At 72.7% G+C, this 25,137-nt stretch carries 24 protein-coding genes; 17 read left to right on the top strand and 7 right to left on the bottom strand.

What is annotated here, in order from left to right:
* Positions 1-43: 43 nt before the first annotated feature.
* From AB0M97_RS27800 to AB0M97_RS27830, 7 genes are all read right to left on the bottom strand, one after another.
* A complete protein-coding gene (locus AB0M97_RS27800; RefSeq protein ID WP_365963718.1) occupies positions 44-1,429 on the bottom strand; it encodes a nucleobase:cation symporter-2 family protein in 1,386 nt (461 codons plus the stop codon).
* Between the two features lie 267 nt (positions 1,430-1,696).
* A complete protein-coding gene (locus AB0M97_RS27805) occupies positions 1,697-3,073 on the bottom strand; it encodes an 8-oxoguanine deaminase (RefSeq protein ID WP_365963719.1) in 1,377 nt (458 codons plus the stop codon).
* Between the two features lie 131 nt (positions 3,074-3,204).
* Positions 3,205-4,152, bottom strand: coding sequence for a factor-independent urate hydroxylase (gene pucL, locus AB0M97_RS27810; protein ID WP_365963720.1), 948 nt, complete (start codon positions 4,150-4,152; stop codon positions 3,205-3,207).
* Positions 4,153-4,156: 4 nt separating this feature from the next.
* Positions 4,157-4,603, bottom strand: coding sequence for a hydroxyisourate hydrolase (locus AB0M97_RS27815; RefSeq protein ID WP_365963721.1), 447 nt, complete (start codon positions 4,601-4,603; stop codon positions 4,157-4,159).
* A gap of 2 nt (positions 4,604-4,605) precedes the next feature.
* Positions 4,606-5,118 carry a 2-oxo-4-hydroxy-4-carboxy-5-ureidoimidazoline decarboxylase gene (uraD, locus tag AB0M97_RS27820; RefSeq protein ID WP_365963722.1) on the bottom strand — a complete coding sequence of 171 codons (513 nt, stop codon included), beginning with the start codon at positions 5,116-5,118 and terminating at the stop codon, positions 4,606-4,608.
* A 209-nt stretch (positions 5,119-5,327) separates the two neighbouring features.
* Complete coding sequence (locus tag AB0M97_RS27825) at positions 5,328-5,696, bottom strand: helix-turn-helix domain-containing protein (protein WP_365963723.1); 369 nt, start codon at positions 5,694-5,696, stop codon at positions 5,328-5,330.
* Positions 5,693-5,944, bottom strand: a complete 252-nt coding sequence (locus AB0M97_RS27830) for a hypothetical protein (RefSeq protein WP_365963724.1) — start codon at positions 5,942-5,944, stop codon at positions 5,693-5,695. Before AB0M97_RS27830 ends, AB0M97_RS27825 begins: the two co-directional genes overlap by 4 nt.
* 977 nt (positions 5,945-6,921) lie before the next feature.
* On the opposite strand from AB0M97_RS27830, the gene AB0M97_RS27835 reads away from it, so the two are divergent.
* The 17 genes from AB0M97_RS27835 to AB0M97_RS27915 all read left to right on the top strand — a co-directional run.
* Entirely contained in the window at positions 6,922-7,935 is a 1,014-nt protein-coding gene (locus AB0M97_RS27835; protein WP_365963743.1) for a lytic transglycosylase domain-containing protein, read from the top strand.
* 117 nt (positions 7,936-8,052) lie between these two features.
* Complete coding sequence (locus AB0M97_RS27840; RefSeq protein ID WP_365963725.1) at positions 8,053-9,117, top strand: sigma-70 family RNA polymerase sigma factor; 1,065 nt, start codon at positions 8,053-8,055, stop codon at positions 9,115-9,117.
* Positions 9,118-9,389: 272 nt separating this feature from the next.
* On the top strand, positions 9,390-10,328 hold the full coding sequence (locus tag AB0M97_RS27845; protein WP_365963726.1) for an ABC transporter ATP-binding protein: 939 nt from the start codon (positions 9,390-9,392) through the stop codon (positions 10,326-10,328).
* A complete protein-coding gene (locus tag AB0M97_RS27850) occupies positions 10,325-11,095 on the top strand; it encodes an ABC transporter permease (RefSeq protein ID WP_365963727.1) in 771 nt (256 codons plus the stop codon). The genes AB0M97_RS27845 and AB0M97_RS27850 overlap by 4 nt, the downstream gene beginning before the upstream one ends.
* 2 nt (positions 11,096-11,097) lie before the next feature.
* Positions 11,098-11,901 carry an ABC transporter permease gene (locus AB0M97_RS27855; protein WP_365963728.1) on the top strand — a complete coding sequence of 268 codons (804 nt, stop codon included), beginning with the start codon at positions 11,098-11,100 and terminating at the stop codon, positions 11,899-11,901.
* Between the two features lie 5 nt (positions 11,902-11,906).
* On the top strand, positions 11,907-13,154 hold the full coding sequence (locus AB0M97_RS27860) for an MCE family protein (RefSeq protein WP_365963729.1): 1,248 nt from the start codon (positions 11,907-11,909) through the stop codon (positions 13,152-13,154).
* Entirely contained in the window at positions 13,151-14,188 is a 1,038-nt protein-coding gene (locus tag AB0M97_RS27865; RefSeq protein ID WP_365963730.1) for an MlaD family protein, read from the top strand. Before AB0M97_RS27860 ends, AB0M97_RS27865 begins: the two co-directional genes overlap by 4 nt.
* A 77-nt stretch (positions 14,189-14,265) precedes the next feature.
* Positions 14,266-15,246 carry an MCE family protein gene (locus AB0M97_RS27870; protein WP_365963744.1) on the top strand — a complete coding sequence of 327 codons (981 nt, stop codon included), beginning with the start codon at positions 14,266-14,268 and terminating at the stop codon, positions 15,244-15,246.
* Positions 15,243-16,367 carry an MCE family protein gene (locus AB0M97_RS27875; RefSeq protein WP_365963731.1) on the top strand — a complete coding sequence of 375 codons (1,125 nt, stop codon included), beginning with the start codon at positions 15,243-15,245 and terminating at the stop codon, positions 16,365-16,367. The genes AB0M97_RS27870 and AB0M97_RS27875 overlap by 4 nt, the downstream gene beginning before the upstream one ends.
* Complete coding sequence (locus AB0M97_RS27880; protein ID WP_365963732.1) at positions 16,364-17,671, top strand: MCE family protein; 1,308 nt, start codon at positions 16,364-16,366, stop codon at positions 17,669-17,671. Before AB0M97_RS27875 ends, AB0M97_RS27880 begins: the two co-directional genes overlap by 4 nt.
* Entirely contained in the window at positions 17,668-18,939 is a 1,272-nt protein-coding gene (locus tag AB0M97_RS27885; RefSeq protein WP_365963733.1) for an MlaD family protein, read from the top strand. Before AB0M97_RS27880 ends, AB0M97_RS27885 begins: the two co-directional genes overlap by 4 nt.
* Positions 18,912-19,427, top strand: coding sequence for a hypothetical protein (locus tag AB0M97_RS27890; RefSeq protein ID WP_365963734.1), 516 nt, complete (start codon positions 18,912-18,914; stop codon positions 19,425-19,427). The genes AB0M97_RS27885 and AB0M97_RS27890 overlap by 28 nt, the downstream gene beginning before the upstream one ends.
* 22 nt (positions 19,428-19,449) lie before the next feature.
* A complete protein-coding gene (locus tag AB0M97_RS27895) occupies positions 19,450-20,247 on the top strand; it encodes a hypothetical protein (protein WP_365963735.1) in 798 nt (265 codons plus the stop codon).
* A 161-nt stretch (positions 20,248-20,408) separates the two neighbouring features.
* Positions 20,409-21,266 carry a TIM barrel protein gene (locus tag AB0M97_RS27900; protein ID WP_365963736.1) on the top strand — a complete coding sequence of 286 codons (858 nt, stop codon included), beginning with the start codon at positions 20,409-20,411 and terminating at the stop codon, positions 21,264-21,266.
* A 27-nt stretch (positions 21,267-21,293) separates the two neighbouring features.
* Positions 21,294-22,187, top strand: a complete 894-nt coding sequence (locus tag AB0M97_RS27905; protein ID WP_365963737.1) for a 2-hydroxy-3-oxopropionate reductase — start codon at positions 21,294-21,296, stop codon at positions 22,185-22,187.
* 198 nt (positions 22,188-22,385) lie between these two features.
* The gene (locus AB0M97_RS27910; protein ID WP_365963738.1) at positions 22,386-23,843 is read left to right on the top strand and encodes a catalase; all 1,458 of its coding nucleotides are present in this window, start codon (positions 22,386-22,388) and stop codon (positions 23,841-23,843) included.
* A gap of 529 nt (positions 23,844-24,372) precedes the next feature.
* Positions 24,373-25,137, top strand: a 765-nt coding sequence (locus AB0M97_RS27915; RefSeq protein ID WP_365963739.1) for a hypothetical protein, incomplete at its 3' end; no start/stop codon positions are given.

Consider the following 25,137-nt stretch of genomic DNA (forward strand, 5'->3'; position numbering starts at 1 on the left):
CCCGGCCGGGCGGCTCCCCCGGCCGGGCATCGCCGTGCCCGTGTCAGGGCGTGACGGGGGCCTTCGCGCCGGTGATCTCCTCGCCCGCCTCCATCGGGTGGGTGACGTCGGCGGCCTCGCGGCTGCCGCTGCCCAGGTGGTTGAAGACGATGTTCAGCAGGACGGCCGCCACGCAGCCGGTGGAGATGCCGGAGTCGAGGACGATCCTCGCCGTCTCCGGGAACGCGTGGTAGAACTCCGGCGCCGTGATCGGGATGATGCCGACAGCCAGCGACACGGCCACGATCAGGACGTTGTTGTCCTTGTCCAGGCGGGCCCTGACCAGGGTCTGGATGCCGCTCGCGGCGACCGAGCCGAACAGCACGACGCCCGCGCCGCCGAGCACCGGACGCGGTACGACGGCGATGAGCGACGCGGCGACCGGGCACAGGCCCATCAGCACCAGGAAGCCGCCGCCGGTGGCGACCACGAACCGGCTGCGGATGCGGGTCATGGCGACGAGGCCGATGTTCTGCGCGAAGGCACTGCACATGAAGCCGTTGAACAGCGGGCTGATCGCCGAGCCGAGGGTGTCGGCGCGCAGTCCGGCGGCGATGGTCTTCTCGTCGGCGGGCCGGCCGACGATCTCGCCGAGGGCCAGCATGTCGGCGGTGGACTCGGTCATCGACACGACCATCACCACGCACATCGAGACGATGGCGGCGACCTGGAACTGCGGGGCGCCGAAGTGGAACGGCGTCGGGAAGCCGATGATGTCCGCGTCCGTGACGGGGCTGAAGTCGGTGACGCCGAGCGGTATCGCCAGGAGCGTGCCGGCGACCAGGCCGAGCAGCACGGCGATCTGCTTGACGAAGCCGCGGGTGAAGCGGCGCAGCAGCAGCACGACGGCGAGCGTGGCCCCGGCGAGGCCGAGGTTGGTCCCCGAGCCGAAGTCGTCCGCCGTGGGGCTCGCGCCCTGGGCCCAGCCGAACGCGACGGGCAGCAGGGACACACCGATGAGGGTGATGACCGTGCCGGTGACGACCGGCGGGAAGAACCGGACCGCCTTGCTGAAGAAGGGCGCCGCGAGGAAGCCGAGGAGTCCGGCGACGACGACCGCGCCGAAGATGACCGGCAGGGCGTCGGACGTGTCGTCGGTGGAGGCGACGATCGCGGTCATGGGGGCGACACCGGCGAAGGTGACGCCGTTGACGAAGGGGAGCCGGGCTCCGATCTTCCAGATGCCGAGGGTCTGGAGGAGGGTGGCGAGTCCGGCGGTGAACAGGCACGCGCCGGTGAGGAAGGTCAGGTCGGTGCCGGACAGGCCGATGGCCGCGCCGACGATCAGGGGTGGGGCGACGACTCCCGCGTACATGGCGGCCACATGCTGCAGGCCGGTGGTCGCCATCTTGAGTGCGGGGAGTTTCTCGTCAACTGGGTGGTCGGCCACGGCGGCTTCCCTCCGGTCGGTTACACGTCGGTTCCGACGTGGGTGTCAAGGAGGTGGTGCGGGTGGGCATGGGGGCGCCTCCCGGCTCGATCGAGGTTGAGAGTGGGGGGAGGGGCCGGAATGCGTTGACGGGGACCGGTCCGGGGCGCGCGCGGGCGCGCGCCCCGGCGACGGCCGCCATGGACCTGAGGGTCCAGGGCTGCCGGCCGGGAGCCGTCCCTCCCGGCCGGAGATCAAGTGCCGTACCGAGGTACGGAGTCGTCCGTGCTACCGCGCGGCGATCCGGGCCAGCCGCTGGGCCTCGGCGCGGGTGTCGCGGGCGATGGCGTCCTCGTCGGCGGTGAGCAGCCGGCCGTTCTCGACGATCTGGCGGCCGTTCACGAAGGAGGCGGTGACGGGCGCGGCGGCGCCGAAGACGAGCGCGGTCACCGGGTCGGCGATGGAGGCGTGGGCGAGCGTGTCGAGCTTCCACAGCACGAGGTCGGCGAGCTTGCCGGGTTCCAGGGAACCGGTCTCGCGGGCCCGGCCGAGGACCTGGGCTCCGCCGTACGTGCCGAGCCGCAGCGCCTGCCGGGCGTTGAGGGCGGCCTCGCGGTGCGCGCCGAGGCGGTTGATCAGCAGGGCGTTGCGCAGTTCGGTGTGGAGTTCGCCGGACTCGTTGGAGGCGGTGCCGTCGACGCCGAGGCCGACGGGCACGCCGGCGGCGAGCATGTCGGGGACGCGGGCGATGCCGGCGGCGAGGCGGGCGTTGGAGGAGGGGCAGTGCGCGACGCCGGTCCTGGTGCGGGCGAACGCGGCGATGTCGGAGTCGTTCATGTGGACGCAGTGCGCCATCCACACGTCCTCGCCGAGCCAGCCGGTGGACTCGAAGTAGTCGGTCGGGCCCATGCCGAACAGCTCGTGGCAGAACTTCTCCTCCTCCACGGTCTCCGAGCCGTGGGTGTGCAGCCGGACGCCGAGGCGGCGGGCGAGTTCGGCGCCCTGCCGCAGGAGGTCGGTGGAGACGGAGAAGGGGGAGCAGGGGGCGACGGCGACCTGGGTCATCGCGTCGAAGGAGGGGTCGTGGTGCTGCCGCACGGTCTCCTCGGTGGCGGCGAGCGCGCCGTCAAGGGTCTCGACGGCGAAGTCCGGGGGCAGGCCGCCGTCCTTCTCGCTGCGGTCCATGGAGCCGCGGGCCAGGGTGAAGCGGACGCCCAGTTCGCGGGCGGCGCGGATGATCGCGCCGGACAGGTCGCCGCAGCCGTGCGGGAAGACGTAGTGGTGGTCCATGGCGGTGGTGACGCCGCCGCGGGCCATCATGGCGAGCGAGCCCCGGGCCGCCGCGTAGGTCATCTCCTCGTCGATGCGGGCCCACACCGGGTAGAGGGCGACGAGCCAGTCGAAGAGGTTGTGGTCGGTGGCCAGGCCGCGGGTGATCCACTGGTAGAAGTGGTGGTGGGTGTTGACCAGGCCGGGGGTCACGAGGTGACCGGAGGCGTCGATGCGGCGTACGACGTTCTCCAGGCCGTCGGGGGCCGGTCCGGTGCCGAGCGATTCGATGCGGTTGCCGGCCAGCACGAGATGCCCGTGGGCGTACTCGGTGTCGTCGGCGTCGACCGTCGCGACGGCACAGTTCTCGATGACGATGCGCTGGGCTGCTGCCATGGTTCGTCCTTTGCGCTTTCGTGGGCAGGGCACGGCAGGACCCCGGGAGTTTGAGTGCCGCGGCCGGAGGTGCGGCCGCGGGTGCCGATGGAGAGCGGGTGCCCCCAGCGCCCTTGGGGGCACCCGGTGGGTCAGAGGTTGCTGAGGTCGACCGGGATGCGCGGCTCGCAGCCGTCGCGCAGGACGGTGGCCTCGATCAGGCCGTAGGGGCGGTCGGCGGCGAAGTACACCTCGTTGTCGTTCTTCAGCCCGAACGGCTCCAGGTCCACCAGGAAGTGGTGCTTGTTCGGCAGGGAGAAGCGGACCTCGTCTATCTCGCTGCGGTGGTTGATGATGCGCGCGCCCATCTGGTACAGCGTCTGCTGGAGGGAGAGCGAGTACGTCTCGGCGAAGGCCTGGAGCATGTGCTTCCTGGTCTGCTCGTACGACTTCTCCCAGTGCGGCATCTTCTGCTCGTCGTCGGTCCAGTTGAACCGCCAGCGGCCGGAGACCTGGGTGGCCAGGATGCGGTCGTAGGCCTCCTTGAGCGTCGTGTACTTGTCCTTGACGTAGCCCCAGAACTCGGAGTTGGTCGAGTTCATGACGACGAGGTCCTTGAGGCCGGATATGACCTCCCAGCTCTCGCCGTCGTAGGTGATCTGCGTCAGCCGGGTCTCCTGGCCCTTGCGGACGAAGGAGTGCTTGACCTCGTCGGCGCCGATGAACCTGGAGTTCGCGTCGGAGGTCTCGATGCGCTCCCAGGCGTACTCCTCGATGCGGATCCGGGCGCGGTGGATCGGCTCCTGGGAGGTGACGAAGTGGCGGGCGAGGTGGATGCCGAACTGCTCGGCGGACTCGATGCCGTACTCCTTGGCGAACGCGTACACCGTGTTCTTGGTGGTGTCGGTCGGCAGGACGTTGGCGTTGGAGCCGGAGTAGTGGACGTCGTCCATGTCGCCGGACAGGGCGACGGAGACGTTCAGGTCCTTGATGTGGTGGGTGGCGCCGTCCCGCGTGATCTTTACGACTCGGTTCTCTGCCTTGCCGTACTGGTTCTGTCCCAGCATCACGGGGCGGGCAGGGCGGGAAGTGTCGGTCATTTAGCTAGCTCCCTCGGTAAACGGAGTAGCCGAACGGGTTGAGCAGCAGCGGTACGTGGTAGTGCTCGCCCGGCACGACGGCGAACGTGATCGCCACCTCCGGGAAGAACACACCGGCGCCGCTGTCCCGATTCGCGGGGGCGTCCTGCTGCGCATCGGCTTGCTGGTTCGCGGAGTTCCCGGACTTCGACAGGTCGGAGTCCGGGGAGTTCTCGGCGTTCGAGAAGTACGCCTCGACGGCGAAGTCGAGCCGTACGTGGGTGGTCCCCTCGGGCAGGGCCGGGAGGTCCTTGCACCGGCCGTCCGCGTCGGTCGCCGATCCGCCGAGCGCCCGCCAGTCCGCGTCGCGCCCGGCGCGGGCGGAGAGCCGGACGGCGACGCCCTCGGCGGGGCGGCCGACGCTGGTGTCCAGGATGTGCGTGGACACGGAGGCGGTGGTGCTGGTGCTCATGTTCAGGCTTCCTCTTCGACGAGTCGGGCCAGACGGATGCGGTTGATCTTCCCCAGCTCGGCGCGGACGATCTCCCGCTCCTGCTCGGGCGAGTTGCCGATCCGCTCCTTGACCGCGTCGCGCATCTGCTCGCCGGTCCGGCCGGTGGCGCAGATCAGGAAGACATGGCCGAACTTGTCCTGGTAGGCCAGGTTGAGGTCGAGCATCTCCGCCTTGAGGGCCTCGGAGGCGCCGGCCATGCCGCGCTGTTCGCGGGCCGAGGTGGGGTCGCCGGGCCTGGGGCGGCCGATCGGCGGGTGCCCGGCCATCGCCTCCGCCAGACCGTCCGCGGTCAGGTCGGCCGTGGCGGCGTCGCTGGTGGCGTAGAGGTCCTCGGCGGTGGCGTAGGGGCGGGCGGCGAGCAGTCGCTCGACCCACGCCGTCGCGGCGCACGCCTCGTGGAGCGCGGTGCGGGCCGCGTGCTCCTCCAGGGCGTTGAACCGGGCCAGGCCCGGCGGCGTGGAACTGGTCGTCACGGGGGCCTCCGTGGCCTTGTGCTGAACGGGCGTGCCGATAGCTAACGCCCTCGGAAACAGCACGTCAACACTTTGTTGAAAATTCGGGGTAAGAAAAAGGGGCCGCCGCCCGGGGTGGGGGCGGCGGCCCTGGAGGCGTGCGGCGGGGGCTTGGCCGGGTGTTTTCGTGAAGCAGGCCGCCTCCTGCGGATCAAACCTGTTTCCGCGGGTCAGGCCTCCTTCTCGCGGTTGAGGTAGTTGTAGACGGTGAAGCGGCTGACGCCGAGGGCGCTCGCCACGGTCTCCACGCCGTGCCGCACGGCGAACGCGCCGCGCGCCTCCAGGGCGCGGACGACCTCCTGCTTGGCCTTGCGGTCCAGGTCGGCGAGCGGCTTGCCCTTGCGGCGCTCCATGGCGGCCAGGATGTGGTCCAGGGAGTCGGCGAGCTGCGGCAGACGCACGGCGACCACGTCGGCGCCCTCCCAGGACAGCACGACGTCGTCGGGGCCGGCCTCGTCGGGCGGGATCATCACGCCGCCCATGGCGTCGACCAGCGGTTTCACGGCCGCGATGAAGGGCGCGTCGCCGGTGGCGGTCACCGGTCGCCCTCCTCGATCACGCTGACCTGGAGCGAGATCCGGGTGGCGCCGGCCGCCAGGGTCTCGCGCAGCAGTTCGCCGACGGCGTCCAGTACCGGTTCGGAACCGCCCTCCACCGTGTTGCCGAACGGGCCGACGTCCACGGCGTCCAGTTCGGCCGCCGCCACGACCTCGCGGGCCACCAGCGCGTGCGCGGGCGCCTCGTCCAGGTCGAAGGGCTCGGTCGTGAACTCCACTTTCAGTCGCACTGTGCCCCCATGGCATCTCCTCCGGCCCGGCGTGCCGCCAGGTGCGCGGCCGGGCACGGACGCGGACCGCTCCGCCCGCCTGGCACGACCTTAACGGACGGGCGCGGCGGAGAAGGCGGTGCGTGAAGCCTGGCTCGGGAGGGGCGCGGTTCCCGTCGCGGGTGGGGCGGTTCCCGTCCCGGGTGGGCGCGGTTCCCTCCCGGGGGGTGCGTGATGCCCGTCGCGAGTGGCGCGGTCCCGTGCCGGGCGGGGCGCGGTCCCCTCCCGGGTGGCGCGGTCCCGTGCCGGGCGGCGCGCGGTCCCCTCCCGGGCGGCGCGTGAAGCCCGTCCCGGGCGGCGCGGCACCCGTGCCGGGCGGTACGCGGTCCCCTCCCGGGCAGTGCGTGAAGCCCGTCCTGGGCGGCGCGGCACCCGTCGCGGGTGGGGCGCGGCCGGCCGCCTGGGGGGGTGGCGTCCCGCCTTCGGCAACGGACGCGGCGCGCGCCGCCCCGGGTGGCGCGCGGACCGGCCGTGCAGGGAGCGGCGGCGTCCCGCCTTCGGCGACTGACGCGGCGTGCTTCCCATGGAGCGGCGCACTTCCCCGTGGAGCGGGCGACGGACACCGTGCATTCCCTGTGGAGCGGAAACCGGACACGGACCCGGCCCGCCCGCCCGTGGTGCGAACGACGGACCCGGCCCCGCCCCCGCCCGTGAAGCGGACGACGGACGAGACCTCCCGCAGAGCAGACGACCGATACGGCGCGCTCCCCCGCAGAGCGGACACCGGACCCGCCCAGCCCCGCCCATGGAGCGGACACCGGACCCGGCCCGCCCGCCCGTGTCGCGGGCGGTGGATGTGGGCCGCCGCAGAGCAGACGACGGACACCCCCCACTCCCCCGTAGAGCAGATGAGGACATCCGAAGGAGGGGAGTTCGACGTGGTGGGACACGGGCACAGACTCAGGGGTGCGAAGGGGACGGCGGTCGCGGTGGCGGCGATGGCGGCGTTGACGGCATCGCAGGCGCCGACCGAGGCGCGGGCCTCCGCGCCGCAGCGGCCGGCGCCGGCCGAGCGGGGGCCGAGCGTGTCCGGCGACACCCCGTACCGGACCCAGCTGCCGCCGCTGCGGGCCGGGGAGCGCGGGGCGGACGGGGGTGCGGGCGCCGTCGCGGGCGGCGTGCTGCCCGCGACCGTGTTCGCCGCCTACCGCAGCGCCGAGGAGGACCTCGCGCGCACCGCGCCCGGGTGCCGGCTGAGGTGGCAGCTGCTGGCCGCGATCGGCCAGGTGGAGTCCGGTCAGGCGCGCGGCGGCCGGGTCACCGCGGACGGCACGACGATCACGCCGATCCGCGGGCCCCGGCTGGACGGTGGCCCGTTCGCCGTCATCCGGGACACCGACGGCGGCGGGTACGACGGGGACACGGCCTACGACCGCGCGGTCGGCCCGATGCAGTTCATCCCGTCGACCTGGGCCCGCTGGGGCGCGGACGGCAACGGCGACGGGCGGGCCGACCCGCACAACGTCTTCGACGCGGCGCTGGCCGCCGGGCGCTACCTGTGCGCGGGCGGCAGGGACCTGTCCCGGCCCGCCGACCTGGACCGGGCGATCCTCGGCTACAACCACTCCAGGGCCTATCTGCGCACGGTGCGGGCCTGGTACGCGTACTTCCTGGCCGGGCACCGCGTGGTCCCGGACAGCCCGGCGGCGCCCGCCGGGCGCGCGGAGCCGTCACGGCGGCCGGACGCGGACGAGACCCCTCGGGCGTCTGCGAAGCCGAGCGCGGACCCGGGCACCGGGCCGACCCGCACGCCGGCCGAGCCGGCCCCGCCCTCCCCCACCCCGTCGCCGTCACAGGAGCCCCGCCCGACCCGCAAGCCCGAACTGCCCACACCCGGCCCGGAACTCGATCTCCCGGGCGATGACCTGCTGCCCAGCGGTGGTCCGCTGACCGGCAACAGTGCGGACTCGATCGCCGCCACCCCCTCCACAACCGGGGCTACCGGGCGGTAATCTCGCCACCCGCCGGACGGCACGAGACCGGCGGGGATGAGCTGTGTCCGGACCCCGGCCGAGCGCGCGCCGCGCGGCCGGGGTCCGGACACCCGCTCGGAGTGCGAAGGGGCCCTCATGGCAACGGACATGCCTGCCAAGACGCAAGCGGCGCACGAGCGCTGGGAGCGCATGTGGAGCCACCGCGAGCAGCTGCTCAAGGTGGCCCGGCGCCGTTCGATGAGCCCGGAGGACGCCGAGGACGCGGTGCACGAGGCGATGCTGCGCGCGGCGGAGCGCCCGGACCTGGACGACGAGCGCCTCGCCGCGTGGCTGACGACCGTGACGATGCGGCTGTGCATCGACCGTTACCGGCAGGTCAACCGTGAGGCCGAGGTGCGCACCAGTCCCACGCTCTGCGCGCCGGGGCCGGTGCCCGTGGACGAGGCGGTGTGCGACCGGGCCGAGGCCCGGTGGCTGGCCGTGCGCAGCGGCGAGCTGCCCGCGCGGCAGGCGGAGGCGCTGCGGCTGAAGTCGCAGGACCTGGACGTCGGCCAGGTCGCCGTGCGGATGGGCCTGAGCTACCGGACGGTGGAGTCGCTGCTGGCCCGCGCCCGGCGCACGCTGCGCAACTCGCTGGCCGGGACGCTCGGGATCGCGCTGTTCCTGATCGGCCGGGGCCGGCCGCGGACCGGCGGGAAGGCGCAGGCCGCGGCGGCCGTGTCGACGGCGGCCACGCTGGCGGTGGCCGGGTTCTGCCTGCCGTACGCGCTCGACGGCAGCGCGAGCGGTCCGGCGCCGCGGCCGTCCGCGTCCCAGGGCGCGCAGGCGCCGCGGGCCGACGGCACCGGCGCCGGGTCGCGCGCCCCGGAGCGGGCCGGCTCGTCGCCGCGTACGGCGGACCCGAAGCGCGGGGTGACCGGCCCGGGCGAGGACGACGCGCTGTTGCCGCTGAACGTGCCGCCGCTGCCGGAGGTGTCCCCACTGCCCGAGCTGCCCGGGCCGCCGGTGCCCAGTGTGCCGGGGGTGCCGGAGCTGCCGAAGGTGCCGGACCTGCCGGTCGGGTCGGCCCTGCCGTCGGCCCCGCCGGTGCCCTCGCTGCCGCAGGCCCCGTCGGCCCCGGAGGCCCCGGGCGCACCGACCCTGCCCTCCGCGCCACCCCCCGACCCCACCGTCAGCGCACCCGCCCCGCGACTGCCGTAGCCCTCCCGGGGGCCCCGGGCGGGCAAGCCCTGCCGTCCGCGCACCCGCGCCACGGCTCCCGTACCCCTCCCGGAAGCACCCGGGCCGGCCCGCTGCCCTCCCCGCCACTCCCGTGAACGCACCCGCGCCACGGCTCCCGTGACCCCGTCCGGACCCGTCCGGACCCGTCCGGAAACTCGTCCGAAAAAAATTCGGGTGCGCCGCGACGGACGCCCCGCTCCTCCCCGTAGAGCAGGTGTCGGAGCTGCGCAGGCGGGCGGAGGGTGAACCGGATGGGTGTCGAGATCTGTGTGGAAGGGCTGACCAAGTCCTTCGGCCACCAGGTCATCTGGCAGGACGTCTCCCTGACGCTGCCCGCCGGGGAGGTCTCGGTCATGCTCGGCCCGTCGGGCACGGGCAAGTCGGTGTTCCTGAAGACGCTCGTCGGGCTGCTGAAGCCGGAGCGCGGATCGATCACGATCCAGGGCCAGGACATCACCAAGCTGCGCGAGCACGACCTGTACGAGGTGCGGAAGCTGTTCGGCGTGCTGTTCCAGGACGGCGCGCTGTTCGGCTCGATGAACCTCTACGACAACATCGCCTTCCCGCTGCGTGAGCACACCCGCAAGTCCGAGAGCGAGATCCGGCGCATCGTGCTGGAGAAGATGGACATGGTGGGTCTGATCGGCGCCGAGGAGAAGCTGCCCGGTGAGATCTCCGGCGGCATGCGCAAGCGGGCCGGTCTGGCGCGGGCCCTGGTGCTGGACCCGGAGATCATCCTCTTCGACGAGCCGGACTCGGGCCTGGACCCGGTGCGCGTGGCCTACCTCAACCAGCTGATCGTGGACCTCAACGCGCAGATCGACGCCACGTTCCTGATCGTCACGCACGACATCGCCTCGGCCCGCCAGGTGCCCGACAACATCGGGCTGCTGTTCCGCCGCGAGCTGGTGATGTTCGGCCCCCGCGAGAAGCTGCTGAGTAGCGACGAGCCGGTCGTACGGCAGTTCCTGAACGGCCGGATGGAAGGGCCGATCGGCATGGCGGAGGAGAAGGACGCCGCGCAGGTCGAGCAGGAGCTCGCCGCGCTGGACGACCGGGCGGGCGGCCAGGAGCCCCCGGTCCGCACGCCCCGCCTGCTGCCGGGGCCCGGCATCGAGCGCCCGCCCCGCTGGGAGGCGATCGCGCAGCGCGAGGCCGAGCTGCGCCGCACGCAGGGGGCCGACGCATGAGCCTGTCACCGACCGGGGCGCTCAAGCACTCCGGGGACCTGTTCGCGCTGGCCCTGGACGTCCTGCGGACGATCCCCCGGCGGCCGTTCCAGGCGCGGGAGTTCATCCAGCAGGCGTGGTTCGTCGCCAGCGTGACGATCCTGCCGACGGCGCTGGTGTCGATCCCGTTCGGGGCGGTCATCGCGCTCCAGATCGGCAGCCTGACCCGGCAGCTGGGCGCCCAGTCGTTCTCGGGTGCCGCGTCCGTGCTGGCCGTGTTGCGGGAGGCCTCCCCGATCGTCACCGCGCTGCTGATCGCGGGCGCGGGCGGCACGGCGATCTGCGCGGACCTCGGCGCGCGGAAGATCCGCGAGGAGATCGACGCGATGCAGGTCCTCGGCATCGACCCGATCCACCGGCTGGTGGTGCCGCGCGTCCTGGCGTCGATGCTGGTCGCGGTGCTGCTCAACGGGCTGGTGTCGGTCGTGGGCGTGGCGGGCGGCTACTTCTTCAACGTCGTCCTGCAGAACGGCACCCCGGGCGCGTATCTCGCCTCCTTCACCACGCTCGCCCAGCTGTCCGACCTGTGGGCAGCCGAGCTGAAGGCGCTGGTGTTCGGGGCGATCGCCGGGATCGTCGCCTCGTACAAGGGGCTCAACGCCAAGGGCGGTCCCAAGGGCGTGGGTGACGCCGTGAACCAGTCCGTGGTGATCACCTTCATGTTGCTGTTCGTGACGAACTTCGTGATGACCGCGGTGTACTTCCAGGTCGTCCCGCAGAGGGGCTGAGCATGGCACTGCTGAATCGTCTGGAGGAGCTGGGTGCCCAACTCTCCTTCTACGGACGCTCGCTGGCGTGGACGGGCCGCACGCTGCGCCGCTACAAGAAGGAGGTGCTGCGGCTGCTGGCCGAGGTGAGCTTCGGCCGCGGCGCGCTGGCCGTCGTCGGCGGCACGGTCGGCGTGATCGCCTTCCTGTCCTTCTTCACCGGCACCGAGGTCGGCCTGCAGGGCTACGCGGCGCTCAACCAGCTCGGCACGTCCAACTTCGTGGCGTTCCTGTCGGCGTACTTCAACACGCGGGAGATCGCGCCCCTGGTGGCCGGGCTCGCGCTGTCCGCGACGGTCGGCGCCGGCTTCACCGCGCAGCTCGGCGCGATGCGGATCAGCGAGGAGACGGACGCGCTGGAGGTGATGGGCGTGCCGTCGCTGCCGTTCCTGGTGACGACGCGCATGATCGCCGGGTTCGTGGCGGTGATCCCGCTGTACGTGGTCGGGCTGCTGTCGTCGTACCTGGCCGCGCGCACCATCACGACGAGCTACTACGGGCAGTCGACGGGCACCTACGACCACTACTTCCACCAGTACCTGCCGCCGGTCGACGTGTTCTGGTCGTTCGGCAAGGTGATCGTCTTCGCCGTCCTGATCATCCTCGTGCACTGCTACTACGGCTACCACGCCGGCGGCGGCCCGGCGGGCGTCGGGGTGGCCGTGGGCCGGGCGGTGCGCACGTCGATCGTCGCGATCAACGTCCTGGACTTCTTCCTGAGCCTGGCGATCTGGGGCGCCAGCACGACCGTACGGATTGCGGGGTGAGGTGGATGAACCGTGTCGGACCACTCAGGCTGAGGCTGTACGGCGTCGCCTTCCTCGCCGTGCTGGCGCTGCTGCTGTCGCTCGCCGTGGCCGTGTACCAGCAGGCGTTCACGCCGGTCGTGCGGGTCACGCTGCAGGCCGACCGGCTCGGCAACCAGCTCGATCCGCGGGCCGACGTCAAGCTGCGCGGGCTGCTGGTGGGCGAGGTGCGCGCGGTGCGGGCGGACGGCTCGAAGGCCACGCTGGACATCGCGCTCAAGCCGCAGCACGTCGCGTCGATCCCGGCCGACGTGCGGGCGCGGCTGCTGCCGAAGACGCTGTTCGGCGAGAAGTACGTCGACCTGGTGCCGCCGCCCGGCTCGTCGGCCCGGCCGATCCGGGCCGGGGACGTCATCCCCCAGGACCGCACCCGGGTCGGCATCGAGGTGCAGCAGCTGATGAACGACCTGCTGCCGCTGCTGCGGACCGTGCAGCCGGGCGAACTCAACGCCACGCTGTCGGCGTTCGCCACGGCGCTGGAGGGGCGGGGCGACCGGATCGGCGACAACCTGGTGCGGGTCGAGCGCTATCTGCGCCGCCTCAATCCGCACCTGCCGTCGCTGAAGGAGGACATCTCGCGGTTCGCGGACGTGGCCGAGGTGTACGGCGACGCGGCGCCCGACCTGATGCGCATCCTGCGCAACACCGTCACGACCAGCCGCACGCTGGTCAAGGAGAAGGACCGGCTGGCGGCGGCGCTGCGCTCCACCACGACCGTCGCGGGCACCGCGGAGGACTTCCTGAACGTCAACGGCGACCGGCTGATCACGCTGGGCGAGGTGTCCCGGCCCACCCTGGACCTGTTCGCGCGGTACTCCCCCGAGTACCCGTGCCTGCTGGCCGGACTGGTCCGGCAGAGCAGGGCGTCGGAGGAGGCGTTCCGGGGCGGCGTCATGCGGATCACGCTGGAGGTGGTGCGCCAGCGGCCCGGGTACGAGCCCGGCGAGGAGCCGCGCTACGGCGAGCGGTCCGGGCCCGACTGCCGGGGCGTGCCCCGTCCGCGGGTGCCGGCGCCGCACACCAAGCTGAACGACGGCACGTCGGGCGGCCATGCGGGCAGCGGCTCGCCGCCCGTGTCGGCCACCTCGGCGGAGCAGCGGGCCGTCGGCTCGCTGGTGGCGCCCGTCCTCGGCGTGCCCGCGGACGAGGTGCCGCCCGTGACGACCCTGCTGTTCGGCCCACTGGCCCGTGGGACGGCGGTGAGCGTCGCATGAGCACGACAGCGGCCCGGCGCACCGCGGCACCCCTGGTCAAGTTCGGCCTGTTCGCGGTGGTGACGATCCTGGCGACGGCCCTGCTCGCCGCCACCATCGTCAACGTCTCGTTCGACCCCAAGCACCGCTACCACGCGGTGTTCAGCGACGTCACCGGCCTGGAGGAGGGCGACGACATCCGGGTCGCCGGAGTGCGGGTCGGCGAGGTGGAGGACATCCGCATCAAGGACCGGACGCTGGCGGAGATCACGTTCACCGTCAGCGCCGACCGGCCGCTGCTCGCCGGGACGCACGCGGTGGTGCGCTACCGCAACCTCGTCGGGCAGCGGTACGTGGCGCTCACCGAGGGCACGGGCGACGGCACCCGGCTGCCGCCCGGCGGCACCATCCCGCTGGCGCGGACCCAGCCGGCGCTGGACCTCAACGCGTTGCTGAACGGCTTCAAGCCGCTGTTCGCGGCGCTCAGCCCCAGTGACGTCAACCAGCTCGCCACCGAGATCGTCAAGACACTCCAGGGCGAGGGCGGCACGGTGAACAGCCTGCTCGCGCACACCGCGTCGCTCACCACGACGCTCGCCGACCGGGACGAGCTGATCGGCTCGGTGATCACCAACCTGAACACGGTGCTGGAGACGCTCGACAAGCGCTCCGGACGGTTCTCCGGGCTGCTCAAGCAGTTGCGGCGGGTGATCTCCGGGCTGTCCGCGGACCGCAAGCCGCTCGGCAGGTCGCTGGTGAGCATCGGGGACCTCGCGGAGGCCACCTCGGGGCTGCTCAGGGACGCCCGTGCGCCGCTCAAGGACGACATCGCGGAGCTGAGCGAGCTGACCGGAACGCTGAACGAGAACGAGAAGACGGTGGAGGGCGTGCTGAAGCGGCTGCCGAACAAGCTCAACGAGCTGACCGGGACGGCGTCCTACGGCTCCTGGTTCAACTTCTACCTGTGCGACTTCGACGGCCGGATCGTGCTGCCGAAGACGAAGCAGGTGCTCACTCCGGAGCTGCACGTGGCGCGGGCGAGGTGCGGCGGATGAGACTGCGACTGCCTGGGAAGCTGCGGGTGCCCGGATCGTCGCGGCCGCGGCTGCCGGGTCGGCCGCGCCGGCCGCGGCTGAAGCCGTTCCGTGAGCGCAACCCCGTGATCGTCGGCGCCGCCGGGCTCACCGCGCTGGCGCTGCTGACCGTGGCCGCGTTCAACGCCGACAGCCTGCCGGTGATCGGCGGCGGCGAGACGTACAGCGCGGCCTTCTCGGAGGCCGGCGGGCTCAAGCCGGGCGACGAGGTGCGCATCGCCGGGGTCAAGGTCGGCAAGGTCGAGACCGTCGACCTGGACGGCGACCACGTCAAGGTGACCTTCAAGCTGAAGGAGGACCCGGACTTCGGCACCGAGACGGGCGCGTCGATCCGGGTGAAGACCATCCTCGGCGCCAAGTACCTGGCGCTGCACCCGAAGGGGCCGGGGCAGCTGCCTCCGGGCAGCGAGATCCCGCTGCGGCGCACGGTCCCGGCGTACGACGTGGTGGAGGCGTTCAGCGATCTGACGACCACCACGGAGAAGGTCGACACCGACCAGCTGGCGAAGGCGCTGGACACCCTCTCCACCACCTTCCGGGACTCGCCCGCCGAGGTGCGCGCCTCCATCGAGGGCCTGTCGAGGATCTCCCGGACGGTGGCCTCCCGCGACAAGGCGCTCGGCGAGCTCCTCGACCGGGCCAACGGCGTCACCGGGGTGCTGGCGGAGCGCTCCGGGGACTTCACCGCCCTGGTGAAGGACGGCGACAAGCTGTTCAAGGAGATCGCCAAGCGCCGCGCGGCGATCCACAAGCTCCTGACGTCGTCCGCGCGGCTGGGCGTCGAACTGTCCGGCCTCGTGGAGGACAACCGCGAGCAGATCGGCCCCGCCCTGAAGAACCTGAACACCTTCGTGAAGATGCTCGAACGCAACCAGGCGAGCCTCGACCGCAGCGTCCGGCTGCTCGCGCCCTACGTCCGCGTCTTCACCAACACCCTCGGCAACGGCCGCTGGTTCGACAGCTACATCCAGAACATGGTCGCGGCGCCCGTGGTGCCGCGCACGGGAGGCGCCCAGTGAACTCCCCCGTGAGGCGGCGCGTGGCCCTGGTCACCGCCCTCGCCCTCCTCGCCGCGTGCGTGTACGCGCTGTGGCCGCGCACGGAGCCCGTGCGGGTCACGGCGTACTTCCCGCGCACCGTCGGCATCTACCCCGGCTCGGACGTCCGGGTCCTCGGCGTCCGCATCGGCGAGGTCAAGGAGATCACGCCGGAGGGCGGCCGGGTGCGCGTGGTGCTGGAGTACGACGAGGGTCGCAAGGTCCCGGCGGACGCCCGGGCCGCCATCGTCAACTCCTCGGTGGTCAGCGACCGTTACGTGCAGCTGCTGCCGGTGTACCGGTCGGGCCCCGAGCTGCGCAGCGGTGACGTGATCCCCGAGACGCGCACCGCCGTGCCCGTCGAGCTGGACCGGATCTTCGACAGCCTGCACACCACGGCCGAGGCGCTCGGCCCCGACGGCGCCAACAAAGAGGGCGCCCTGTCGCGGCTGCTCGGGGTGAGCGCGGACAACCTCGACGGCCAGGGCAAGAACCTGCACCGGACCGTGGAGGACCTGTCGAAGGCGGTCACCACGCTGTCCGACGGCCGGGGCGACCTGTTCGGCACCGTGCGCAACCTCCAGGTGTTCACCGCCGCGCTGGCCGCCGACGACAAGGACGTACGGTCGTTCAACTCCTCCCTCGCCAAGGTCGCGGAGCAGCTCGCCGGGGAGCGCAAGGACCTCGCGGCGGCGCTGAAGAACCTCGGCGCGGCCCTCGGAGACGTGGCCGAGTTCGTGAAGAACAACAAGAAGTCGCTCACCTCGAACGTGCAGGGGCTGAGCAAGGTCACCAAGGTGCTGGTCACCCAGCGGGCGGCCCTGGAGGAACTGCTGGAGGTGGCGCCGACCGGCCTGTCCAACCTGCAGAACGCGTACAACCCCTCCTCCGGCACCCTCGACACCCGCAACAACCCCGACGAGCCGCAGGACCCGGCCGCGCTGCTGTGCTCCCTGCTGAGGACGACCGGCGACGCGGGCGGCAAGAACCCCGACTGCCGGGATCTGGAGGAACTCTTCGACTCGCTGCCCGAGCCCCCGACGGCGCCGGCGTCCGGCACGGTCGACCGGACGCTCGGCGGGATCCTGGGGGCGGGCGCATGAGCATGCTGCGCAAGGGCGGGACGGCGGCGTGGACGGCGGTGGGCGCGCTGCTGCTGTCCGGCTGCGAGTTCAACGGCTGGTACGACGTGCCGCTGCCCGGCGGCGCCGCCGCGGACGGCCGCGCCTACCGCGTCACCGTCGACTTCCGGGACGTGCTGGACCTGGTGCCGCAGTCGTCCGTGAAGGTCAACAACGTCACGGTCGGCGCGGTCGAGAAGGTGGAGCTGCACGGCTGGCACGCGCGCGTGCGGCTGCGGGTCGCCGACTCGGTGAAGCTGCCCGGCAACGCGGTCGCCGAGCTGCGGCAGACCAGCATGCTCGGCGAGAAGTACGTGGCGCTGTCCGCGCCGCCCGGCACCGCGCCCGTCGGGCGGCTCGGCGACGGCGACCGCATCCCGCTGTCCCGCAGCGGCCGCAACCCGGAGATCGAGGAGGTGCTGTCCGCGCTGTCGGCGCTGCTGAACGGCGGCGGCGTGGCCCAGCTGAAGACGATCACCGTGGAGCTGAACAAGGCCCTCGCGGGCCGCGAGAACCGCGTCAAGTCCCTGCTGAAGGAGCTGGACACGTTCCTCGGCGGGCTCGACGGCCAGAAGGCGGAGATCGTCCGCGCCCTGGAGGGCGTCGACCGGCTGGCCAAGCGGCTCGCCAAGGAGCGCGGGACCATCGCCACGGCCGTCGACACGATGCCACCGGCGCTGAAGGTCCTCGCCGACCAGCGCCGCGACCTGACGAAGATGCTCACCGCGCTGTCGAAGCTCGGCACCACCGGCACGCGCGTGGTGAACGCCTCCCGCGCCGACACGGTCGCCAACCTCAAGGCGCTGCGCCCGATCCTCCAGCAGCTGAACAAGGCGGGCGACGACCTGCCGAACTCCCTGGAGCTGCTGACCACCTACCCGTTCCCCCGGAACGCGACCGAGGCCGTCAAGGGCGACTACGTCAACCTCAAGGTCACCGCCGACCTCGACCTGGCGAGCCTGTACGGCAACCTCACCGACGACGACAAGGACAAGGACGAGGACAGGGACAGGCCCGGCCCGGAGGTGCCCGGCGTTCCGGACCTGCCCGGCGTCCCCGACGTGCCCCTGCCGCCGGCGCCCGAACTGCCCGATGCCCCGGACGTGCCGGACCTGCCCACCGACCCGGCGCCGCCCCCGGGCGGCGGCGGGAACGGCGGGGGCGACGGCGGTGTGCTGTGCCCGCCGGTGTGCACCGCGGCCCACGGCCCCGGCGGCACCCGCCGCCTGCCGCCGGGGATCGACCTCGCGCTCGCCGAGCTGATGCTGAAGGGGATGCAGCCGTGATCACACGGACGGTCAAGGCCCAACTGGCCGCCTTCGCCACGATCACCGCGGTCGGGGTGACCTATGTGGGCGCCGAGTACACCGGCCTGGTGGACAGCCTCCTGGACCGCGGCTACACCGTGCGCGCCGAGTTCGCCGACTCCGGCGGTGTCTTCTCCGGCGCCGAAGTGACGTACCGGGGCGTGCCGGTAGGGCGGGTGGGCCCGCTGCGGCTGAGCGGGTCCGGGGTGTCGGTGGCGCTGCAGATCGAGGACGGCGCGCCGCGGATCCCCGCGGACGCGCTGGCCGTGGTCGCCAACCGTTCGGCGGTCGGCGAGCAGTACGTCGACCTCCAGCCGCGCGGCACGAGCGGCCCGTACCTGCTGGACGGCAGCACCATCCCCCGCGAGCGCACCCGGGTGCCGCTGCCCACCACGGACCTGGTGCTCAGCCTGGACCGGCTGGTGAACTCCGTCGGCAAGGACGATCTGCGCACCACCGTGGACGAACTGGGCCAGGCGTTCGCCGGCACGGGACCGCACCTGAGCCGGCTCGTGGACTCGGGCAACGCGCTCGTGGAGTCGGCGTCCGACGCGCTGCCGGAGACGGTCGCGCTGATCGAGGACTCGCGGACGGTGCTGAAGACGCAGGCCGACCGGGGTTCCGCCATCAAGTCGTTCTCCCGTGACCTCGCGGCGCTCACCGCGCAGCTGAAGTCGAGCGACGGGGACCTGCGGCGGCTCATCGGCAACGGCACACCGGCGGCCGTGCAGGTCAACTCGCTGCTGAAGTCCACCGAGTCGAGCGTGCCGGTGCTGCTGGCCAACCTCATCAGCGGTGGCCGGGTGACCCGGGCCCGGCTGCCGGGCGTGGAACAGGCCCTGGTGACGTTCCCCCTGGTGGTCGCGGGCAGCTACACCGTCATCCCCGGTGACGGCACGACCCACTTCGGCCTCGTCGTCAACGCCGACGACCCGCCGCCGTGCAGGCAGGGCTACGGCACCGCGCGGCGCGACCCCGCGGACACCAGCAAGCGTCCGGCGAACACCGGCGCCCGCTGCACGGCGCCGCGCGGCAGCGACACCTCGGTGCGCGGTGCGCAGAACGCGCCCGGCCCGTCCGGCGCGCGCGGTGCGGACCGCGCGGCGCACGTCACCCCGTACGACCCGCAGACCGGCATCGCCACCGGCCCGGACGGCAGTGCCGTCCGGATCGGTTCGACCGGCGGTGAACAGAGCATGTTCGGAAAGGAGTCCTGGCAATGGCTGCTCGTCGGCCCCATGGCATGAGCGGGAGGTCGCGGCGGCGCGTGCTGTCCGCGGGACTCGTCGCCGCGACGGTCCTGACCACGGCGCTCGCGCTGTGGCTGGGCCTGCGCCTGCACGACCAGCGCGCCGAGGAGCAGCGCCGCCAGGACGTCCTGGCCGCCGCCCGGCAGTCCGCGCTGAACTTCACCTCGCTCGACTACCGGCACTACGACCGGGACAGCGCCAACGTGCTCAAGGGCGCCACGGGCGACTTCAAGAAGGAGTTCGCCGCGCAGACGGCGGAGCTGACCCGGCTGGTCGCCCGGAACAAGTCGGTGTCCGAGGGCCAGGTCCTGGAAGCGGGCATCGTCCGCTCCGACGAGCGCTCGGCCCGCGTCCTGGTGGTCGCGGACAGCAAGGTGACCAACACCGCCGTGCCCAAGGGCGAGGCGCGCACCTACCGGCTCCAGCTCGACCTGGTGCACCGGGACGGCCGCTGGCTGACCTCCGACGTCGAGTTCGTCGGCTGACCCGCACGTGAGGAGTACGACCATGGCGAACCCGACCTCCCGGATCCGCTCCGCCGACACCCCTGCCGACCGCACCCCGCCCGCCCCCGCCCGCCGCGCCCCGGCCCGCCGTACCCTGTCCGCCGCCGCCCGCGCCGCGGCCAAGCGTGCCGGGCGCGCGGACGCCCCGCAGCGGCGCGGGAACGCGGCCGTCCCGGCCGAGGAGCGGCTCTCCGGGCGGACCGTGGTGATCGACGTCCCCGACGGCTGGGACGACCCGCCCGAGCCGGCGCCGCGGTCCGAGGAGCCGGCCGGGTCCCCGGGCCCGGCCGCCCGGCTCCGGCGCGAGCTGCCCGCCGTCGTCCTGTCCCTCGTCCTCGTGGCGTCGCTGGTCACGGTCGCCGTGCTCGGCCGGCACCACGCGGAGGCGGGGCGCACGGAGGAGGCGCGGGGTGAGGCGCTGGCGGCCGCGCGGAAGGCGGCGCCGGTGGTGCTGTCGTACGACTACCGGCATCTGGACCGGGACTTCGCGCGGGCCCGCGCGCATCTGACCGGGAAGTTCCGCGACGAGTACGGCAGGACCACGAAGACCGTGGTCGCGCCGACCGCCGAGAAGTACCGGGGGGTGGTGAAGGCGACGGTGGTCGCGCCGCCGGACGGCGGCGACCCCGCGGCGTCCGTCGTGTCGGCCTCGCCCGACCGGGTCGTGGTGCTGCTGTTCGTCAACCAGGTCACCAGGAGCACCCAGGTCTCCGGGTCCCGCCTCGACCTGAACCGGGTGCGGATGACCCTGTCCCGCACCTCGGACGGCTGGAAGGTGAGCGCCGTCGACGCCCTGTGACCCGGCCGCACCGACCCGCCCCCGCGCCCCCGCGCGGGGGCGTTTTTTGGCGGCCGGTCTTGACAGCCCTTCCCCTCCGCAGGCAATCTTCCATTACGTAGAAATGAACTTCCGCAATACGAAATACGCTGCGGCGTCACCAGAAGGGAGCGCGGCACCTTATGTCAGGCTTTGAGTGGGACACGGCCGCAGACCAGCGCTTCACCGTCAACCTGTCGATCCTCTTCACGGAACTCCCGCTGCTGGAGCGCCCGGCTGCCGCCGCCGCGGCCGGCTTCACCGCGGTCGAGCTGTGGTGGCCCTGGATCGACTCCCCCACCCCCGGCCGGTCCGAGCTGGACGCGCTGAAGCAGGCCATCGAGGACGCGGGCGTGCGGCTCACCGGCCTCAACTTCTACGCCGGGCAGCTCCCCGGCCCCGACCGCGGCGCCCTGTCGGTGCCGGGCGAGGAGTCGGAGAGGTTCCGCGCCAACATCGACGTGGCCGCCGGCTTCGCCGCCTCCCTCGGCTGCAAGGCGCTCAACGCGCTCTACGGCAACCGCGTGGAGGGCGTCGACCCCGCCGAGCAGGACGCCCTGGCGCTGGAGAACCTCGCCCGCGCGGCCCGGGCCGCCGACCGGATCGGCGCGGTCTTGCTGATCGAGGCGCTGAACCAGCCCGAGTCGCCGCGCTACCCGCTGGTGTCCGCGCCCGCCGCGGTCGCTGTCGCCGACAAGGTCAACGAGGCGACGGGACTGGGCAACGCCACATTCCTCATGGACCTGTACCACCTGTCCATGAACGGCGAGGACCTGCCGTCGGTGATCGAGCGGTACGCCGCGAAGACCGGCCATGTGCAGATCGCCGACAACCCCGGCCGCGGCGCCCCCGGCACCGGCACCCTCCCGCTGGAGGAGCTGCTCGGCCGGCTGAAGAAGGCCGGCTACGACGGCTGGGTCGGCCTGGAGTACAAGCCCGGCGACCGCCCGAGCGCACAGGCCTTCGACTGGCTGCCCGCCGGGGCCCGCGCCGCCCGCTGACCACTTCGCACGGAAAGAAGCACCCACATGAGCGACAACCTCCCCAAGATCGCCTGGATCGGCCTCGGCATCATGGGCTCCCCGATGTCCGAGAACCTGATCAAGGCGGGTTACGACGTCACCGGTCACACCCTGGAGAAGGAGAAGCTGGACCGGCTGGCCGCCGCGGGCGGCAGGGCCGCCTCCTCCCTCGCCGAGGCCGTGCGGGACGCCGACGTGATCATCACGATGGTGCCCGCCTCCCCGCAGGTCGAGGCCATCGCCTACGGCCCGGACGGCATCCTGGAGAACGCCCGGTCCGGCGCGCTGCTGATCGACATGTCCTCGATCACCCCGCAGACCTCGGTCGACCTGGCGAAGAACGCCAAGGAGAAGGGCATCCGCGTCCTGGACGCGCCCGTCTCCGGCGGTGAGGCCGGCGCCATCGAGGCCGTGCTGTCCATCATGGTCGGCGGCGACAAGGCCGACTTCGACGAGGCCGAGCCGATCTTCGAGGCGCTGGGCAGGACCATCCTGCTGTGCGGCCCGCACGGCTCGGGCCAGACCGTGAAGGCCGCCAACCAGCTCATCGTCGCCGTGAACATCCAGGCGTGCGCCGAGGCCGTGGTCTTCCTGGAGAAGTCCGGCGTGGACCTGGCGGCCGCGCTGGACGTCCTCAACGGCGGTCTGGCCGGTTCCACCGTGCTGACGCGGAAGAAGGACAACTTCCTGAACCGCGACTTCAAGCCGGGCTTCCGCATCGACCTGCACCACAAGGACATGGGCATCGTCACCGACGCCGCCCGCAACGTCGGCGCGGCGCTGCCCGTCGGCGCCGTGGTCGCCCAGCTGGTCGCGTCGCTGCGCGCCCAGGGCGACGGCGGCCTGGACCACTCGGCCCTGCTGCGGGCCGTGGAGCGCCTGTCCGGCGCCCAGGTCTGACCCCACCCCCCTGAACTCCGGGCGGCGCCGCCGCTGACACCTGTCCCGTCGCGCCCAAGGGGCGGCGCCGCCCGGGCCGACCCATGCCCGCCGGTTCAACAAACTGTTGACGCCTCGAACAGCCCGAACTTAGGCTCCACACAGCGGAAACAGGTTTCCGCTCGTTTTCGCTGCTGCTCCCCGTACGGAAGGTCCACGATGTCGAAGCGCGTGCTCACCACCGAGTCCGGCGCCCCGGTCGCCGACAACCAGAACTCCGCCTCCGCCGGCATCGGCGGCCCGCTGCTGCTCCAGGACCAGCACCTGCTGGAGAAGCTCGCCCGCTTCAACCGGGAGCGCATCCCGGAGCGCGTGGTGCACGCCCGCGGCTCCGGCGCCTACGGCCACTTCGAGGTGACCGACGACATCACCGACTACACCCACGCCGACTTCCTCGGCGAGATCGGCCGCCGCACCGAGGTGTTCGTGCGCTTCTCGACCGTCGCCGACTCGCTCGGCGGCGCCGACGCCGTCCGCGACCCGCGCGGCTTCGCGGTCAAGTTCTACACGCGGGAAGGCAATTACGACCTCGTCGGGAACAACACCCCGGTGTTCTTCATCAAGGACCCGGTCAAGTTCCCGGACTTCATCCACTCGCAGAAGCGCGACCCGTTCACCGGCCGCCAGGAGCCGGACAACGTCTGGGACTTCTGGGCGCACTCCCCCGAGGCCACGCACCAGGTGACCTGGCTGATGGGCGACCGCGGCATCCCGGCGTCGTACCGGCACATGAACGGCTACGGCTCGCACACCTACCAGTGGACGAACAGCGCGGGCGAGGCCTTCTTCGTCAAGTACCACTTCAAGACGAACCAGGGCATCCGCTGCCTGTCCACCGAGCAGGCCGCCGAGACCGCGGGCAAGGACCCGAACTCGCACCAGACCGACCTGCTCCAGGCCATCGAGCGCGGCGTGCACCCGTCCTGGACGCTGTACGTGCAGATCATGCCCGCGGCCGAGGCGGCGGACTACCGCTTCAACCCGTTCGACCTGACCAAGGTCTGGCCGCACGCGGACTACCCGCTGCGCCGGGTGGGCCGGCTGGTGCTGGACCGCAACCCGGACAACGTGTTCGCCGAGGTCGAGCAGGCCGCGTTCTCCCCGAACAACTTCGTGCCGGGCATCGGCCCCTCCCCCGACAAGATGCTCCAGGGCCGCCTGTTCGCCTACGCGGACGCGCACCGCTACCGGCTCGGCGTCAACCACACCCAGCTCGCCGTCAACGCCCCGCGCGCGACGACCGCCGAGAACTACGGCCGGGACGGCCTCATGGCGGTCAACCCCCAGGGCCGGTACGCCAAGAACTACGAGCCGAACTCCTACGACGGCCCCGTCGAGACCGGCCGTCCGCTGTCGGCCCCGCTGGCCGTCGCCGGGTTCACCGGCACGCACGAGGCGCCGCGGCACACCAAGGACGACGACTTCTTCCAGGCCGGTGAGCTGTACCGGCTGATGTCGCAGGAGGAGAAGAAGCGCCTGGTCGCCAACATCGCCGGGGGCCTGTCCCAGGTCTCCCGCGACGACGTGATCGAGAAGAACCTGGCCCACTTCCACGCCGCCGACCCGGAGTACGGCACGCGCGTGGCCGAGGCGGTCCGCGCCCTGCGCGAGGACTGACCCACAGACTGCGTCCGGGGCCCGACGGGGAGGTCGGGCACCGGACGCGCGCGGACCCGCCGTACCGGCGACCCGGATGAGGGGTGGACGACCGGTACGGCGGGCAGGGCGCGGACCGCGGCGGCGTGCGAGCCAGTGCGGTGGTGAAGGCCCCGGAGCCTCCTTCTTCGACCTGAGGGAAGGAGCCCCCGGTTCCGTCGCAGCCGCCGCGGTCCCGATCCCCCTCATGACCCGTCCGGCGGCGCGAATGTCCTGTCGCGCCCAGCCTCGCACCGCCGGACGGCACACCTCCCGTACAACTCCAGTACCTTCACCGGCCGGGAAGCGCCGGATGCGGACGGTCCCGCATCCGGCGCTTCCCGGCGTCCGCGCGTCTACGCCGAGCGGCGTAGCGGGCGTACGGCACCCTCAAATCAAGCTCTGAACACGCCCCCGGCAGGCTCCTGGAGCGCCGCGGGCGGGCACAGTCAGTCGTACAGGGGCCCGCCGGCACGGGGGCGGGCGGGCCCCTGTGCGACGGGGGTGCGCCATGGACGACGTGAGGACGGACCGGCTTCGGCCGCACGAGGTCGCCGTGGCGCGGGACGGGGCGCGCGCCACGGTCACGGTGGCCGTGGTGGGCCTGCATCTGCGGGGTGCGGTGGAGGCGGGACCGCCGGGCACGGTGCGGGCGTCGGGGGCGGCCGTGGGCGTGCCGGACCCGCGGGAGCGGGCGGTGCTCGGCTGCCGTCAGCAGCCTTTGTCCGTGCGGGAGCCGGCCCGGCGTCCGGACCTCCGGGTGGCGATCGGCAGGCCGGCGTCCGGCCCGGCGGACGCCGGCCTGCCGGGTCCCCGGCTGCTCCGCCCGACGCGGCGGGCCCGACGCCCGGTGCGGAAGCTGCGGCGGCGGCATCCGGTCACGGTGAGCCGGCAGGGCCTGCCGGGTGACGCCGAGTTGCTCGCCGTCGTCCGGCGCGGCGAGGCGGCCCTGGTGGCGCTCGCGCTGCGGGCGGGGCCGACCCGCCAGCGGGTCGCGGGCCGGGGGGATGCTGCGGACACGTCGCGCAACGGCAACCGGCGGGACCGCACCCTGCTCCGGGGCGTCTTCGACGGGGGCGAAGACGGCGGAGTGGGACGCAGGCGGCGGCGGAGGAGGTGGCGGTCGGGAGTGAAGCGCCGTACGGGCGCCTGCGCGTGCGGAAGGGCGGCCCCTCCCCTGCGGACGCTGTTGGTTAATCCGGGCCGTGATGCTTCGCCCCGTCGAGTTGCTCGGCGGGGCGAAGCCTTGCGAAGTGGCTGGTGCGGGTGCGGGCCC

Source organism: Streptomyces sp. NPDC051207 (assembly GCF_040682395.1).
Lineage (GTDB): Bacteria > Actinomycetota > Actinomycetes > Streptomycetales > Streptomycetaceae > Streptomyces.

What these genes read in the sequence shown, in the direction of transcription:
- AB0M97_RS27805 (WP_365963719.1), bottom strand. Translation starts at nt 3,073, where the DNA reads ATGGCAGCAGCCCAGCGCATCGTCATCGAGAACTGTGCCGTCGCGACG.
- pucL (WP_365963720.1), bottom strand. Translation starts at nt 4,152, where the DNA reads ATGACCGACACTTCCCGCCCTGCCCGCCCCGTGATGCTGGGACAGAAC.
- AB0M97_RS27815 (WP_365963721.1), bottom strand. Translation starts at nt 4,603, where the DNA reads ATGAGCACCAGCACCACCGCCTCCGTGTCCACGCACATCCTGGACACC.
- AB0M97_RS27835 (WP_365963743.1), top strand. Translation starts at nt 6,922, where the DNA reads ATGGCGGCGTTGACGGCATCGCAGGCGCCGACCGAGGCGCGGGCCTCC.
- AB0M97_RS27840 (WP_365963725.1), top strand. Translation starts at nt 8,053, where the DNA reads ATGGCAACGGACATGCCTGCCAAGACGCAAGCGGCGCACGAGCGCTGG.
- AB0M97_RS27845 (WP_365963726.1), top strand. Translation starts at nt 9,390, where the DNA reads ATGGGTGTCGAGATCTGTGTGGAAGGGCTGACCAAGTCCTTCGGCCAC.
- AB0M97_RS27850 (WP_365963727.1), top strand. Translation starts at nt 10,325, where the DNA reads ATGAGCCTGTCACCGACCGGGGCGCTCAAGCACTCCGGGGACCTGTTC.
- AB0M97_RS27855 (WP_365963728.1), top strand. Translation starts at nt 11,098, where the DNA reads ATGGCACTGCTGAATCGTCTGGAGGAGCTGGGTGCCCAACTCTCCTTC.
- AB0M97_RS27860 (WP_365963729.1), top strand. Translation starts at nt 11,907, where the DNA reads ATGAACCGTGTCGGACCACTCAGGCTGAGGCTGTACGGCGTCGCCTTC.
- AB0M97_RS27865 (WP_365963730.1), top strand. Translation starts at nt 13,151, where the DNA reads ATGAGCACGACAGCGGCCCGGCGCACCGCGGCACCCCTGGTCAAGTTC.
- AB0M97_RS27880 (WP_365963732.1), top strand. Translation starts at nt 16,364, where the DNA reads ATGAGCATGCTGCGCAAGGGCGGGACGGCGGCGTGGACGGCGGTGGGC.
- AB0M97_RS27890 (WP_365963734.1), top strand. Translation starts at nt 18,912, where the DNA reads ATGGCTGCTCGTCGGCCCCATGGCATGAGCGGGAGGTCGCGGCGGCGC.
- AB0M97_RS27895 (WP_365963735.1), top strand. Translation starts at nt 19,450, where the DNA reads ATGGCGAACCCGACCTCCCGGATCCGCTCCGCCGACACCCCTGCCGAC.
- AB0M97_RS27900 (WP_365963736.1), top strand. Translation starts at nt 20,409, where the DNA reads ATGTCAGGCTTTGAGTGGGACACGGCCGCAGACCAGCGCTTCACCGTC.
- AB0M97_RS27905 (WP_365963737.1), top strand. Translation starts at nt 21,294, where the DNA reads ATGAGCGACAACCTCCCCAAGATCGCCTGGATCGGCCTCGGCATCATG.
- AB0M97_RS27910 (WP_365963738.1), top strand. Translation starts at nt 22,386, where the DNA reads ATGTCGAAGCGCGTGCTCACCACCGAGTCCGGCGCCCCGGTCGCCGAC.